This is a genomic window from Kitasatospora sp. NPDC007106 (genome assembly GCF_040634455.1).
Classification (GTDB): Bacteria; Actinomycetota; Actinomycetes; order Streptomycetales; family Streptomycetaceae; genus Kitasatospora; species Kitasatospora arboriphila.
In genome coordinates, this window is the sequence record NZ_JBEYFP010000105.1 from 1 (window position 1) to 14,418 (window position 14,418).

Below are 14,418 nucleotides of genomic sequence, written 5' to 3' on the forward strand. Positions count from 1 at the left end.
GACTCGGCGAGGTCGTCGCCGACGAGCACGAGCGGCGCGTCCTCCCAGAGCGCGCGCGGCGGTTCCGCGCGGGCCAGCTGCGGTTCGGCACCGGCCGCGGCGCAGATCCGGGCGAGGTGGTCGGCGAGGGCGTCGTCCGCGGTGATGATCAGCGGGCCGGCGTGCGCGGGGCGGTCCGCCGGGCGGGAATCGGTGGTGGGTGTCGACATGGCGTCTCCCCCAGGGGCGGCGCCCGGTGCTGCCGGGCGGTGTCCGAGTGGTCCGGGCCGGTCGGCGCGCGTGGAGCACGTGCGGCGGCCGGTGCGGGGCTGCCGGCCCGCCCGGTGATCGGGTGGGTGCGGCGGCGGCCCGGGCACCACCGTGGCGGAGCAGACGGCCCTCGGATCCGCTCACGGCATTCGCTGTGGACAACTCGGGGCTGTGGATAACTCGCTTCACTCGCCCGGGGGGCAATGCATCGCAGAATTGACGCGAGAGGCATGAGAACGCGCCTTCTGTGCGCCCTGCGATTCCCGATGAATCAGTTACCGACAGTGACACGGGCGGCGTGGCGGTGGTGGACGTGCGCCGAACGGGCCGGGCGGTCACCGATCCGTTCCGGGTGGACACCGGGAGTGTCAACTACCCTGCGAAACGGGCCCGGACATGCGACGACCCCCGCCGGGGGGGAGAGCGGGGGTCGTCTATCCACGGCCCGACTCGGGGGGGAGGAGCCGGACCGGGTTAGCACGGTCGCGAACGATCCGTGACTTCCATGGTGTACCCGAGCGGCCAGAAACACAAACCCGCGCGCCACCGAGTACGCCGAATGGCGGGGGGTTTCGGCACGCCCTCTATCCTCGGTCCCGTGGACACCACCGAGAACGCCGACACCGTCGACAACGGTCCCGACTCGGGGCGCGCAACCACCCCCGACGCGCCCCCGCCGACCACCCCCGACCGGGCGGAGACGCCGGCCGCCGACGCCGCACCGGCCGACGGCGCAGCCGAGGGTGCATCCGAGGGCGGCGAAGGGGGACCGGTCGCCGACACCGGCCGCCCGGACGGGCCCGACGGCGAAGCGGACGCGACGGACAAGGCGGACGAGGTGGACGCCGCGGCCCGGCCGGCCGCTCCGAGCCCGCCCCACGGAACCCCGCGGACGGCCGCGTTCTTCGACCTGGACAAGACGATCATCGCCAAGTCGAGCGCGCTCGCGTTCAGCCGGCCCTTCTACCAGGGCGGCCTGATCAACCGTCGGGCCGTGCTCAAGAGCGCGTACGCCCAGTTCGTCTTCCTGGTCGGCGGCGCGGACCACGACCAGATGGAGAAGATGCGGCAGTACCTGTCGGCGCTGACCCGCGGCTGGAACGTCCAGCAGGTCCGCGAGATCGTCGCGGAGACCCTGCACGAGCTGATCGACCCGATCATCTACGAGGAGGCCGCCTCGCTGATCGAGCAGCACCATGCGGCCGGGCGCGACGTGGTGATCGTCAGCAGCTCCGGCTCGGAGGTCGTCGAGCCGATCGGCCGGCTGCTCGGCGCCGACCACGCCATCGCCACCCGCCTCAAGGTCGAGGACGGTTGCTACACCGGCGAGATCGAGTACTACGCGTACGCCGAGAACAAGGCGGCGGCCATCCGCGAGCTCGCCGCCGAGCAGGGCTACGACCTCCCCGAGTCCTACGCCTACAGCGACTCGTCCACCGACCTCCCGCTGCTGGAGGCGGTCGGCCACCCGTCCGCGGTCAACCCGGACCGGGCGCTGCGCAAGGAGGCGACGGCCCGCGAGTGGCCGGTGCTGGTGTTCAACCGCCCGGTCGAACTCCGCAGCAGGCTGCCGGAGTTCAGCGCTCCGAGCCGGTCCGTGCTGCTGGCCGTCGCGGTCGGCGCGGCAGCCCTCACGGCGGGCCTGCTCTGGTACTCCGCACGGCGGCGCCGACCGGCGGCCTGACCCGTCCGACCAGGCCGATTGCCATATCGGACAAACGGGAAAAAGTTCTTGTTTCGGGTTCCGCTTTGGGGCGATCCGCGATAGAAAGGACTTACGGCCCGCGAGACCCGGTCAGGACCCTAAGGGGTCGTTCCGACAACGCAGTTCAGGCCCACGGACCGCGCACAGCCAGCTGGGCACCCACATGCAGCCGACCCGCTGACGGGCCGCCGCACCAGGTGAACGGGCCAGATCCCCACCTGATGGGCACTTCCGGTGCATGCTTGGTACCCCGGCCCCTGTGCCAGCGGCGGCACCGAGCAGGACCAGGTGCCGCCGCATCCGCATGTCACGGACCGTTCGAGCGACCCGGCCGACGCCCCGAGCCGTCGGCCGGTCACATGGTCGGACGGTCAGACCATCCCGCGCTGCATCGCCTCGCAGACCGCGGTGCTCTCCCGGACACCGAGCCGGAGCGCCTCCCCGCAGTGCCGGATCCACCGCGCCATGCCGTCGCCGGTGCCGCTGAGGTATCCCGCCAGGGCGTCCCGGTAGGAGGCGGTGCCGAGCTCGGCGAGGCCGACCTCGGCCGGGCAGATGGCCTTCGGGTCGAGGCCCTCGGCGATCAGGACGATGCGCTGTGCGGCACGTGCGATGACCCCGTTGTGGGAGGCGAAGGGGCGCAGCGCGAGCAGTTCGCCGTGCACCACCGCGGCCGTCACCAGGGCGGGCGCACCGTTCGCGGCGCCCTCGGCGCGGGACGCCAGGAGGTGTGACAGCTGGTCGAGGCGCGCCGCGACCTCCTCCGCGCCCGGCGCGGGCGGGAGTTCCACGCCCTCGACCGGCTTGTCGAACCCCTCGGCGGCCGCCAGCTCGACCGGGAAGAGCGGCCCCGCCTGCTCGCCCGCGCGCCGCGGACGGCCGGCGGACGGGTCGGCGTCGCCGACCGCGAGCAGGTGCAGCCGGGCCAGCACCTGCAGCGGCGAGTGCCGCCACACGCCCAGCAGCTGCCCGGCCTCGGCCGAGATCCGCAGCGCACCGCCCACCGTGCGGGCCTCGGCGTCGCCGCCGAAGTCGGTGCGCCGCCGGATCTCCTCCAGCGGCCAGTCGGCACCGTCGAGGGCGGCCGACGCCCGGGCGCCGCGGATGGCCGCCTCCGACGTCACCTCACCGGCTCGGCGGCGCATCACGCGGTGGCCGTAGAGCCGGTCGACGGCCTTGCGCACCTCGGCGACGGCCTCGGGCACCCCGGGCAGCTCGGCCAGCGAGGCGAGGGGATCAGTTCCAGTGCTCACGTACCCGAGGGTAATGAACCACCCCCCACCCCCCGCACAGCAACCCCGGCATCACCCGATCGAGGCAATCCTGCATTCCCACCCGCGCGGCGTACCAAACCACCGCTAGCATGACCGCTATCGGTGACGATAACGATTTCCAACATCCCTTCGGCGGCGCCGGTCGCCGCAGCGAGAGCCGGAGCCCCAGATGAAGATCGCGTTCGTCGGCAAGGGCGGCAGCGGCAAGACGACGCTGTCCGCGCTGTTCATCCGCCACCTGGCCGCCGCCGGCCGTCCGGTGATCGCCGTCGACGCCGACATCAACCAACACCTGGGCCCGGCACTCGGGCTGACGGACGATCAGGCCGCCGGACTCCCCTCGCTGGGCGCCCGCCTGCCGGAGATCAAGGAGTACCTGCGCGGTGACAACCCGCTCATCGGGTCCGCGGAGGAGATGATCAAGACCACTCCGCCCGGCCGGGGTTCGCGACTTCTGCGGATCGTCGAGGAGAACCCGGTGTACGCCGCGTGCGCCCGTCCGATCGCGCTCGACGAGGGGTCCGTCCGGCTGCTGGCCACCGGCGCCTTCACCGAGGAGGACCTGGGCGTCGCGTGCTACCACTCCAAGGTCGGCGCGGTGGAGCTGCTGCTCAACCACCTGATCGACGGCCAGGACGAGTACGTGGTCACCGACATGACCGCCGGATCGGACTCCTTCGCCTCCGGCCTGTTCACCCGCTTCGACCTCACCTTCCTGGTCGCCGAACCGACCCGGAAGGGCATCTCCGTCTACCGCCAGTACAAGGAGTACGCGCGCGACTTCGGCGTCACCCTCCGGGTCGTCGGCAACAAGGTGCAGGGGCCGGACGACCTGGCCTTCCTGCGCCGGGAGGTAGGCGACGACCTGCTGACGACCTTCGGACAGTCCGACTGGGTACGGCGGCTGGAGCAGGGCGCCGAGCCCGCCCTGAGCCTGCTCGAGCCGGCCAACCGCAGCACCCTGGAGGAGCTGAAGGCCGCCGCGGACGCCGCGTTCGGGCTGCGGGACCCGCGGAAGTACACCGCCCAGGCGGTCCACTTCCACCTGCGCAACGCCGAGAGCTGGGGCAACGCCAAGGTGGGCCGGGACCTCGCCGAGCAGGTCGACCCGGAGTTCGTGCTCGGACTCGACGGCGCCACCGCGGACCGCGGCACGGCCGGGCTGGGCGCGGCCCGGGCCTGATCCCCCACCCGCCGCCGCCGGACGAGGCACTGCGGCAGCACCGCCGGAAGGGTCGGCGAACACCCCCTGAGCTGGGCGTTCGCCGACCCTTCCGGCTGTCGGGTTCCCGAGCCGACCGGCCTCCACTCATAAAGGTGAATCCAACGCTCCGGCCTGTCGTTCGTATTCACGCCGTGCAAAGATCTCATTACTCTCGGTTTACCGAATCTTGGCAGACCGGACTGATGGTCCTTGGGCCCCGCGGACAGCCGCCGCGCCCACACCATCCCGCCACACCGTCGCGATCCACGACAGCCGATCCGCTGACAGCACCACCACCGGACCTGACTGCGTACGTTCCCCCGGAAGACGGGACACCATGACCCTCGACATCTCCTCCGCACCCATCGCCTCGGACACCACCGACCACGCGCCGCCGTCCGGCGGCCGGTCGTCCGGGTCGGCTCCCCGCCCCGGGCGGGCGGGCGGCCGAGGCCGCTCCGCACTCCTCCACGACCTGCCGGCCTCGCTGGCGGTCTTCCTCATCGCGGTGCCCTTCTCCCTCGGCATCGCCCTCGCCACCGGCGCGCCGCTGACGGCAGGCCTGGTCGCCGCCGCCGCCGGCGGCCTGGTGGCCGGTCTGCTCGGCGGCACTCCCCTCCAGGTCAGCGGCCCCTCGGCGGCCCTGACCGTGATCACCGCAGGCGTGGTCGCCCAGTACGGCTGGCGGATCGCCTGCGCGGTGACCGTCGCGGCCGGCCTGCTCCAGCTCCTGCTCGGCTCGCTGCGCGTGGCCCGCGCGGCGCTCGCCGTCTCCCCGGCGATCGTGCACGGGATGCTGACGGGCGTGGGCCTCGCCATCGCCATCGCCCAGCTCCACGTCGTGCTCGGCGGATCGCCGCAGAGCTCCGCCCTCGCCAACCTCCGCGCGCTCCCCGGTCAGTTGGCCGGGCCCCACCTGCCGGCCCTGGCGGTCGGCGCGCTCGCCGTCGCCGTGCTCTTCTGCTGGCCCCGCCTCGGCCGCCTGCCCGGTGCCGCCGGCCGGATCGGCACACGGCTCGCCCGGCTGCCGGCCGCCCTCGTCGCCGTCGCCGCGGGCACGACCCTCTCCCTCACCCTCGGCCTGCACCTCGCCCGGGTCGAACTGCCCGGCTGGCAGCACCATGCACTCGCCGCGGCCCCGAGCGGCCGGCTGCTCGCCGAGCACTGGCCGGACCTGCTCACCGTGGTCCTGACGGTCACCGCCGTCGCCGGTGTGGAGTCGCTGCTCTCCTCGGTCGCGGTCGACCGGATGACGCACACCACCAGCGACCTGGACCGCGAGCTGCGCGGCCAGGGCCTGGCGAACATGGTCTCCGGCCTGTTCGGCGGCCTGCCGGTGGCCGGCGGCGCCGTCCGCAGCACGGCCAACGTGCAGGCCGGCGCCGCCTCCCGGTGGTCGGCCGTCCTGCACGGCTGCTGGGTGGTGCTGGCCGCACTGGTGCTGGCCGGCGGGCTGCGCCGCATCCCGCTCGCGGCCCTGGCCGCCCTCGTGCTCGTCGTCGGCGTGCAGATGGTCAGCTACGCCCACATCAGGCGCATCCACCGGCACCGCGAGTTCCCGGTCTACCTGGTCACCGTGCTCGGCGTGGTGGGCCTCGGCGTCCCGCTCGGCGTGACGCTCGGCGGAACGGTCGCCGGCCTGCTCGCCCTCCACCGGCTGACCCGCGCCCGCGTCGACGTCACCGCCGAGCCCGACGGCTCCCACCGCGTCCGGACGCACGGCCCGCTCACCTTCGCCGCCGTTCCCCGGCTCAGCCGCACCCTCGGCCGGATTCCCCCCGGCGCGGCGGTCACCGTCCACCACGACGGCAGCTTCCTCGACCACGCCGCGTACGAGGCGCTGCACACCTGGCGGGCCATGTACCAGGCCGCCGGCGGGCGGGTCGCGATGGTGACCGACCAGCACGGCCGGGAAGCGGCACTCGACCCCGACGGCACCATGGAGCCGGATCCGGCCGCAGGAACGCGGCAGTTCCGGGCCTGGACACCGTGGATGGGCCACCACAGCATCGAGCAGGACGGCGGCGACGCACACGGCCGGCTGCTCGACGGCGTGCGGGGCTTCCAGGAGCACACCGCACCACTCGTCCGGCAGGAACTGGCCCGGCTCGCCCGGGAGGGCCAGACGCCCTCACAGCTGTTCCTCACCTGCGCCGACTCGCGGATGGTCACCAGCATGATCACCAGCAGCGGCCCGGGCGACCTCTTCACGGTCCGGAACGTCGGCAACCTCGTCCCCGCCCCCCACGAACCGGGCGCTGCGGACGACTCGGTGGCGGCTGCCGTGCAGTACGCGGTCGAGGTGCTGGAGGTCGGCTCGATCACGGTCTGCGGGCACTCCGGCTGCGGCGCGATGAAGGCCCTGCTGGACGGTATCCACGAGCAGCCGGGCACGCCGACCCCGCTCGTACGCTGGCTGCGCAACGGCCGTGGCTCGCTCGCCCGCTCCAAGCGTGCGCCCGCGAGCTTCACCGACCGAACCGCCGCCGACCCGGTCGAGGAGCTCTGCATCACCAACGTGGTCCAGCAGCTCGACCAATTGCTGGCCAATCCCGCGGTCGAACGCCGCGTGGCCGCCGGCACCCTGCGTCTGGTCGGGATGTACTTCGACTTCGCGACCGCCCAGGCGTACGTCCTGGACAACAGCACCGGGCGGTTCGCCCGGGTCTCCGCCGAGCACTGCGGCGAACCGTTGCAGCAGCGAACACCGGTGACGGCCTGACGCCCGTCTGCACGACGGCCGGGCCACGGCAGAGCGACCACGCCTCCGCGGCCCGCCTGTGACCGCCCGTCAGGCCAGCAGCAGCTTCGCCAGGTCGGCCGGTGTGACGTACCCCGGCCACCGGCCGTCCGAGAACAGATGGACACCGGCGTCCAGGTAGCACTGGTCGACCAGCTGGGAGCAGATCATGTGGCGGCTGCTCGCCACATAGCCCTTGATGAGCGGACCGACCGGCAGGCGGAGGCGGTGCGCGGCCAGCGCGAAGTAGTCGGCCGCGCTGTAGGGCACCCCGATGTACCCGCGGGCGGCCGCGACGACAGCCGCCCGCTGGGCATCCGTCAAGGCGTACCTACCGGTGGACCAGAGCGCCGGTCGGCCGTCGTACACCGAGAGGGGGCGCAGTTCGGCGCCGCCGGGCTGCGCCTCGACCAGTTGCCCGTCGCCCACGAAGACGAAGGCGTGCTCGTAGTCGGCGAAACCGCTGGCGTTGAGCCACTGGCCGATCCGGATGAGGCGACTCACCCGGCCGTCCATGCGGACGACGGCGAAATCACCGGGGAGGGGCACGGAGGAGGATCGAGGAGGTGTGGCCGACATGACTCTGACCTCCCTCACGCGAGGGTGCGTCGTTGGTCGGGCCTGCGGCCGAAGCCACAGGCCCGCCCGGTCAGTGGAGTACCGATGCGTCGGGTCGTCAAGTACTCCTGCATCATCCGTTCCACGGCCGACAGCGATCCGCAGCCGGCCGCCCCCGGCCGGAACCGTCGCAAGTGCACCGACCGCACCTCCAGCGCCGCCGGACGGACAGACGCGGCAAGCACGCTGCGCACCCCCACCGATCCGCGGGCCCGTCCGACCCACCCGCTCCGCACGGCGGCACCCCCGGAGGCACACCCGGCGGGCGCCGTGCCTCGCACGCCCTCCACCCGACACCTGGCGCCGGGTGGCCGATCGCGCCTCCGTCCGTGCACCCATGCCGCCGGAGCCGGCCTCCCGACGTTCACCTGCACCTCGGCCGTGCGGGGCCGCCCGTCCCGCCACCGTCCCGCCGCGCGCCGCGTCCAGCAGTGCCCCTGCCACTCCCCGCCCCCGCCCCTGTCCTGCTCCCCGTCGCCCTCCCCGTCCCGTTCCCGTCCCGCTCGGTACCCGCCGGGCACTCGGTCCGGTCGGCGGCGAACCCCGCGAAAGGTCTACACCAATTCTCGGGAGGCTCTTGTCAACACACCCGTTCGCCTGGTGAGCTGTGTGCTGGGACACACGGGACAATCCCGCAGGGGATCACCCGGCAGATGAGACTCGATGAGGAGTGCGCGTTGAGCAACGAGAGCCTGGCCAATCTGCTCAAGGAGGAGCGCCGCTTCGCGCCGCCGGCCGCCCTGGCCGCGTCCGCGAACGTGACCGCGGACGCCTACGGGCAGGCCTCCGAGGACCGGCTCGCCTTCTGGGCCGAGCAGGCCCGCCGCCTCTCCTGGTCCGTCGAGCCGACCGAGACCCTGGACTGGAGCAACCCGCCGTTCGCGAAGTGGTTCGCCGACGGCCGGATCAACGTCGCGTACAACTGCGTCGACCGGCACGTCGAGGCGGGCCTCGGCGACCGGGTCGCGATCCACTTCGAGGGCGAGGGCGGCGACACCCGCACCATCACCTACGCCGACCTGAAGGACGAGGTCTCACGGGCCGCGAACGCGCTGCTCGAGCTGGGCGTCCACAAGGGCGACCGGGTGGCGATCTACCTCCCGATGATCCCCGAGGCCGTCGTCTCGATGCTCGCCTGCGCCCGGATCGGCGCCACCCACTCCGTCGTCTTCGGCGGCTTCTCCGCCGACGCCGTCGCCTCCCGCATCCAGGACGCCGACGCCAAGCTCGTCATCACCGCCGACGGCGGCCACCGCCGCGGCAAGCCGTCCGCGCTCAAGCCCGCCATCGACGAGGCGCTCGACCGCTGCCCCGGCGTCGAGCACGTCCTCGTGGTGCGCCGCACCGGACAGGACACCGCCTTCACCGAGGGCCGCGACGTCTGGTGGCACGACGTCGTCGACCGCCAGTCGGCCGAGCACACCCCCGAGGGCCACGAGGCCGAGCACCCGCTGTTCATTCTCTACACCTCGGGCACCACGGGTAAGCCGAAGGGCATCCTGCACACCACCGGCGGCTACCTCACCCAGGCCTCCTACACCCACCACGCCGTCTTCGACCTCAAGCCGGAGACCGACGTGTACTGGTGCACCGCCGACATCGGCTGGGTCACCGGGCACTCGTACATCGTGTACGGGCCGCTCGCCAACGGCGCCACCCAGGTCATCTACGAGGGCACCCCGGACACCCCGCACCAGGGCCGGTTCTGGGAGATCGTGCAGAAGTACGGCGTGACGATCCTCTACACCGCGCCGACCGCGATCCGCACCTTCATGAAGTGGGGCGACGACATCCCCGCCAAGTTCGACCTGTCCAGCCTGCGGGTGCTCGGCAGCGTCGGCGAGCCGATCAACCCCGAGGCGTGGGTCTGGTACCGCGAGCACATCGGCGGCGGCCGCTGCCCGATCGTGGACACCTGGTGGCAGACCGAGACCGGCGCCATCATGATCAGCCCGCTGCCCGGCGTCACCGAGACCAAGCCCGGCTCCGCCCAGCGCGCGCTGCCCGGCATCGCCGCGACCGTGGTCGACGACGAGGCCCGTGAGGTCCCCGACGGCTCCGGCGGCTACCTGGTGCTGACCGAGCCGTGGCCGTCCATGCTCCGCACCGTCTGGGGCGACGACCAGCGCTACCTGGACACGTACTGGTCCCGCTTCGAGGGCCGGTACTTCGCCGGCGACGGTGCGAAGAAGGACGAGGACGGCGACATCTGGCTGCTCGGCCGGGTCGACGACGTCATGCTGGTGTCCGGCCACAACATCTCCACCACCGAGGTCGAGTCCGCGCTGGTCTCGCACCCGGCGGTCGCCGAGTCGGCCGTGGTCGGTGCCACGGACGCCACCACCGGCCAGGCCATCGTCGCCTTCGTCATCCTGCGCGGCACCGCCGAGGCCAACGACGACCTGGTCGCCGACCTGCGCAACCACGTCGGCCGCACCCTCGGCCCGATCGCCAAGCCCAAGCGGATCCTGCTGGTCAACGAGCTCCCCAAGACCCGCTCCGGCAAGATCATGCGTCGCCTGCTGCGCGACGTCGCCGAGAACCGCGAGATCGGCGACGTCACCACGCTCGCCGACTCCTCGGTGATGAACCTCATCCAGGCCCAGCTGCCGACCGCGCCGAGCGAGGACTGACACACCGCCACGGGCCGGCTCCCCGCTCTCGCGGGGCGCCGGCCCGTGGCGTGTCCGGCGAACGAGGTGGAGCCCGGGGTCGAACCGTGGTGGCGGAGCAGTTCCCCGAGCAGCTCGCCGCCCTCGGCGCCGACGACCATAAGGACGACCTGCGGTTCGCGCATCCGGTCGCACGCCGTCCGGGGGACGGTGGCCGACGGCCCTCCCGGTGCCCGGTCGCGTCGCCCGGCCGCCGCCGTCGGCCTGCATAGACTGCGCCCGATCGGCCGCCGTCGCGCACTCCGTAGAATGCGGTGGGGCGTCAGGACCGCTCCGAGGCGCGCCGGGAAGTCTGGTCGGCATCCGTACGACAGGTGTCCCCCGTACGGGGAGACCGCCCGCCCGAGCCCCAGGAGGTCCCGCCGTGGCCACACCGCCCGCGCCCGACCAGCCGCCCGTGCCCGACCGCCCGCGCCGCTCGGACCCGCAGCCGCAGGCCCCGTCCGACCGGACGGACGCGACCGAGGAGACGGGCGCCGCCGCGGACACGAACGCGGCCACCGGCACGGGCGGGACCACCGAAACGGGCGCGGCCACCGAAACGGGCGCCACCGCGGAGACGGGCGGGCAGCGCCGGACGTTCCTCGGGCTGCTGCCGCTGCCCGAACGGCGGATCATCCTGGATGCGCTGCGCACCGAGACGGTCGGCGGTGTGCTGCTGCTGCTGGCCGCGGTCGCCGCACTCGTGTGGGCCAATGTCTGGCCGGGCTCCTACGAGTCGGTGAGCGAGTACACGATCGGGCCGTCGAAGCCGCTGCACCTGGACCTCACCGTGGAGGCCTGGGCCGCGGACGGGCTGCTGGCGATCTTCTTCTTCGTGGCGGGCATCGAGCTCAAGCGCGAGTTCACCTCGGGCGAGCTGCGGACGCCGAGCGCGGCGCTGCTGCCGGTGACGGCCGCGGTGAGCGGGGTGGTCCTGCCCGCGGTGATCTTCACCCTGGTGAACCTCGCGCCCGGCGGGCACCCCGGCGGCTGGGCGATCCCGACCGCGACGGACATCGCCTTCGCGCTCGGCGTGCTGGCGGTGGTGGGCAGTCAGCTGCCGTCCGCGCTGCGGGCCTTCCTGCTCACGCTCGCGGTGGTGGACGACCTGATCGCGATCCTGATCATCGCGGTCTTCTACACCTCGGAGATCAAGTTCTGGGCGCTGGGGCTGTCGCTGGCCGGGCTGGTGCTGTTCTGGCTGCTGAACCGCCGCGAGGTGCACGGCTGGTACCTCTACGTGCCGCTGGCGCTGGTGATCTGGGCGCTGATGCACGAGAGCGGGGTGCACGCGACGGTGGCCGGCGTGGCGATGGGCATGCTGCTGCGCTGCCGCACCCGGCCGGGCCAGGAGCACTCCCCCGGCGAGCACGTCGAGCACCTGGTGCGCCCGCTGTCGGCGGGTGTCGCGGTGCCGCTGTTCGCGCTGTTCGCGGCCGGGGTCCCGGTGTCGGGCAAGGCGCTCGCCGAGGTGTTCTCGGAGGCCACCCCGCTCGGCGTGGTGCTCGGCCTGGTGGTGGGCAAGTCGGTCGGGGTGTTCGGCGGGACGTGGCTCGCGGCGCGCTACACCCGCGCGCAGCTCAATCCGCAGCTCGGCTGGGGGGACGTGTTCGCGCTCTCCACCCTGGCGGGCATCGGCTTCACCGTCTCCCTGCTGATCAGCGAGCTGGCCTTCCCCGACGACCACGCACTGGCCGAGCAGTCCAAGGAGGCGGTGCTGATGGGTTCGGTGCTGTGCGCGGCGTTCGCCACCGTGCTGCTGAAGCTCCGCACCCGGCACTACCGCCTGCTGTACGAGGAGGAGAACGCGGACTCCGACCACGACGGCGTCCCGGACGTCTACGGGCGCCCGAACTGACGCGCAGTCTCCTGACACGCCGCCGAACCGGGGGCCGGAGTGGTGTGCGGACTGCCGGGGGAGGCATGATGCTGAGCTGTCGAACGAGTGCAGCCGCCGCGAAGGAGAACCGCCGATGTCCGCAGGAACCGCAGGCCGGGCCCCCTACGAGGGCGAGCGTTCCATCGGCGAGCTGTTCGCGGCGGCGACCAACGACCTCTCCGCCCTGGTGCACGACGAGATCGCGCTGGCCAAGGCGGAGATCCGGGCCGACGTCAAGCGCGGTGTGACCGGGGGCGTCTCCGTCTCGGTCGCCGGCGTGGTGGCGCTCGCGTCCGTCCCGATGCTGAGCTTCGCCGCGGCCTACGGTCTGCAGGCGCTCGGGCTGACCCTCGGCTGGTCCTTCCTGATCGTCGGCGGCGCCTACCTGCTGCTGGCCGCGCTGCTGGGCCTGCTGGCGGCACGCTCGTTCAAGAAGATCGAGAAGCCGCACCGGACGATCGAGGGTGCCCAGGCCACCGCTGACGTGCTGAAGAACGCGCGCCCGCGGCCGGCCACCAAGGAGGAGATCGACCGCGCGCTCGGCCGGATCCGCTGACCCGCGGGAGACGCGTACCGGTGTCCGTCCCCGGGCCCGTCAGGGTGTCCGCCACCGGGCCGGTTCCGGTGTGCAGCCGCTCCGTGCCGGATCGTTGTGAAGCGACGCGAGTGCCGGAGACGTGTTCGTAGCACGCGTATGACAGGCTCTCGGTATGCCGCTGGACCAGAAGCCCGTACCCGCGAAGCCCGCCGAGCCCCGTCCCGGGACCTCCCGGCCCGCCACGGGACGGCCCGCGCCCGGACCCGCCGGGGACCCTGCGGGTGCCGGGGCCGCCTGGAGCGTCCGCTCGCCCGGGCCGTGGACGCACCGCGACCTGGCCGCCAACGGGGCGCGCTTCCACATCGCCGAGGCCGGTGACGGCCCGCTGGTGCTGCTGGTGCACGGCTGGCCGGAGTACTGGTGGGCCTGGCGCCACCAGCTGACCGCGCTCGCCGAGGCCGGGTACCGGGCGGTCGCCCTGGACCTGCGCGGCATCGGCGGCAGCGACCGCACGCCGCGCGGCTACGACCCGGCCAACCTGGCGCTGGACATCACCGGCGTGATCCGGTCGCTCGGCGAGCGGCACGCCCATCTCGTGGGCCACGCCACCGGCGGTTCGCTCGCCTGGGTGGCGGCGGTGATGCGGCCCTCGGTGATCCGCAGCCTGACGGTCGTCTCGGCGGCGCACCCGCGCCACCTGCGGCGCGCCCTGCTCACCGACCGGCGCCAGATCGCCGCCTTCGAGCACGTGCTGGGCTTCCAGCGGCCGTGGATCCCGGAGCGGCGGCTGGTCGCGGACGACGCCGCCCTGGTCGGCGAGTACCTGCGGGCCTGGACGGGTCCGAACGGGATCGAGCCGGAGGCGGTGGAGGCGTACCGGCAGGCGATCCGTATCCCGTCCACGGCGCACTGCTCGATCGAGCCGTACCGCTGGCTGATGCGGTCGATGGCCCGGCCGGACGGCCTGCAGTTCGCGCGCCGGATGAAGAAGCCGATCACCGCGCCGACGCTGCACGTCCAGGGCGCCGCCGATCCGGTGCTGCTGGCGCACACCGCGCTGGGGGCGGGCGAGTACGTGGAGGCGCCGTACCGGTGGCGGCTGCTGCCCGGGGTGGGGCACTTCCCGCACGAGGAGACCCCCGAGCAGTTCACCGAGGAACTGCTGGCCTGGGTGGGGCAGCACAAGGACTGAGCGCCGGGTCGACCCGCCCGTACGACGCATCCGAACCAGGACTCGAAAGTCTGACCATCACTCATATGACAGTCGCATAAGCCAGGTGGGAAGTCCGGAGGCGGTTACTCCTCCTGGCCCAGGGGCATCCTCCCGGTATGACCTGGATGCCCGATCGCGATGCCGCACCGCGCCGACGCCGTCGTGGGAGCAGCAGCTCGCAGAGCCAGTCCCACCAGTTCGAGTGGCGCCGGGAAGGCGCCCCCGGACAGCCGGACGGCACCGGGGCGCACGGGCTCGGCATCCCCCGCATCCTCGGCCGGCGGGCCCGCTGGGTGGGTGCCCGCCTGCGCCGCGAGGGCTGACCCGGGCACCGGCGGCGCCCG

10 protein-coding genes and 1 pseudogene are annotated in these 14,418 nt (G+C 73.1%); 8 read left to right on the forward strand and 3 right to left on the reverse strand.

Annotation, left to right across the window (positions count from 1 at the left end; translation table 11 throughout):
• Positions 1-209 (reverse strand): annotated as a pseudogene (locus tag ABZ641_RS12610) (septum formation initiator); the annotation flags it as partial.
• A gap of 878 nt (positions 210-1,087) precedes the next feature.
• Between ABZ641_RS12610 and ABZ641_RS12615 the strand changes: the two are divergent.
• A complete protein-coding gene (locus ABZ641_RS12615) occupies positions 1,088-1,933 on the forward strand; it encodes an HAD-IB family hydrolase (protein WP_359981292.1) in 846 nt (281 codons plus the stop codon).
• 392 nt (positions 1,934-2,325) lie between these two features.
• Here ABZ641_RS12615 and ABZ641_RS12620 read toward each other — a convergent pair whose 3' ends face one another.
• On the reverse strand, positions 2,326-3,207 hold the full coding sequence (locus tag ABZ641_RS12620) for an oxidoreductase (RefSeq protein ID WP_344622815.1): 882 nt from the start codon (positions 3,205-3,207) through the stop codon (positions 2,326-2,328).
• Positions 3,208-3,397: 190 nt separating this feature from the next.
• Here ABZ641_RS12620 and ABZ641_RS12625 point away from each other — a divergent pair, with 190 nt between their 5' ends.
• Together ABZ641_RS12625 and ABZ641_RS12630 are read left to right on the forward strand one after the other, a co-directional pair.
• Positions 3,398-4,411 carry an ATP-binding protein gene (locus ABZ641_RS12625; protein WP_359981284.1) on the forward strand — a complete coding sequence of 338 codons (1,014 nt, stop codon included), beginning with the start codon at positions 3,398-3,400 and terminating at the stop codon, positions 4,409-4,411.
• A gap of 358 nt (positions 4,412-4,769) precedes the next feature.
• Positions 4,770-7,154 carry a solute carrier family 23 protein gene (locus ABZ641_RS12630; RefSeq protein WP_359981286.1) on the forward strand — a complete coding sequence of 795 codons (2,385 nt, stop codon included), beginning with the start codon at positions 4,770-4,772 and terminating at the stop codon, positions 7,152-7,154.
• 69 nt (positions 7,155-7,223) lie between these two features.
• Here the strand turns inward: ABZ641_RS12630 and ABZ641_RS12635 are convergent, their stop codons facing one another.
• Positions 7,224-7,676 (reverse strand): hypothetical protein, encoded by a 453-nt coding sequence (locus ABZ641_RS12635; protein ID WP_359981288.1) that lies wholly within the window; start codon positions 7,674-7,676, stop codon positions 7,224-7,226.
• 791 nt (positions 7,677-8,467) lie between these two features.
• On the opposite strand from ABZ641_RS12635, the gene acs reads away from it, so the two are divergent.
• The 5 genes from acs (at position 8,468) to ABZ641_RS12660 (ending at position 14,397) form a co-directional block, all read left to right on the forward strand.
• Complete coding sequence (acs, locus tag ABZ641_RS12640) at positions 8,468-10,423, forward strand: acetate--CoA ligase (protein ID WP_344622820.1); 1,956 nt, start codon at positions 8,468-8,470, stop codon at positions 10,421-10,423.
• Between the two features lie 628 nt (positions 10,424-11,051).
• A complete protein-coding gene (gene nhaA / locus ABZ641_RS12645; RefSeq protein WP_359981294.1) occupies positions 11,052-12,302 on the forward strand; it encodes a Na+/H+ antiporter NhaA in 1,251 nt (416 codons plus the stop codon).
• Between the two features lie 115 nt (positions 12,303-12,417).
• Positions 12,418-12,879: a phage holin family protein gene (locus ABZ641_RS12650; RefSeq protein WP_344622821.1), complete on the forward strand. Its 462-nt coding sequence runs from the start codon at positions 12,418-12,420 to the stop codon at positions 12,877-12,879.
• A gap of 154 nt (positions 12,880-13,033) precedes the next feature.
• Positions 13,034-14,053, forward strand: coding sequence for an alpha/beta hydrolase (locus ABZ641_RS12655; RefSeq protein WP_359981290.1), 1,020 nt, complete (start codon positions 13,034-13,036; stop codon positions 14,051-14,053).
• A 137-nt stretch (positions 14,054-14,190) separates the two neighbouring features.
• Complete coding sequence (locus tag ABZ641_RS12660) at positions 14,191-14,397, forward strand: hypothetical protein (protein WP_344622823.1); 207 nt, start codon at positions 14,191-14,193, stop codon at positions 14,395-14,397.
• The last annotated feature ends 21 nt before the right edge of the window (positions 14,398-14,418 follow it).

Excerpts from the sequence above, each read along its gene's own strand:
- ABZ641_RS12625 (WP_359981284.1), top strand. The coding sequence starts at position 3,398 with ATGAAGATCGCGTTCGTCGGCAAGGGCGGCAGCGGCAAGACGACGCTG.
- ABZ641_RS12630 (WP_359981286.1), top strand. The coding sequence starts at position 4,770 with ATGACCCTCGACATCTCCTCCGCACCCATCGCCTCGGACACCACCGAC.
- ABZ641_RS12650 (WP_344622821.1), top strand. The coding sequence starts at position 12,418 with ATGTCCGCAGGAACCGCAGGCCGGGCCCCCTACGAGGGCGAGCGTTCC.
- ABZ641_RS12655 (WP_359981290.1), top strand. The coding sequence starts at position 13,034 with ATGCCGCTGGACCAGAAGCCCGTACCCGCGAAGCCCGCCGAGCCCCGT.
- ABZ641_RS12660 (WP_344622823.1), top strand. The coding sequence starts at position 14,191 with ATGACCTGGATGCCCGATCGCGATGCCGCACCGCGCCGACGCCGTCGT.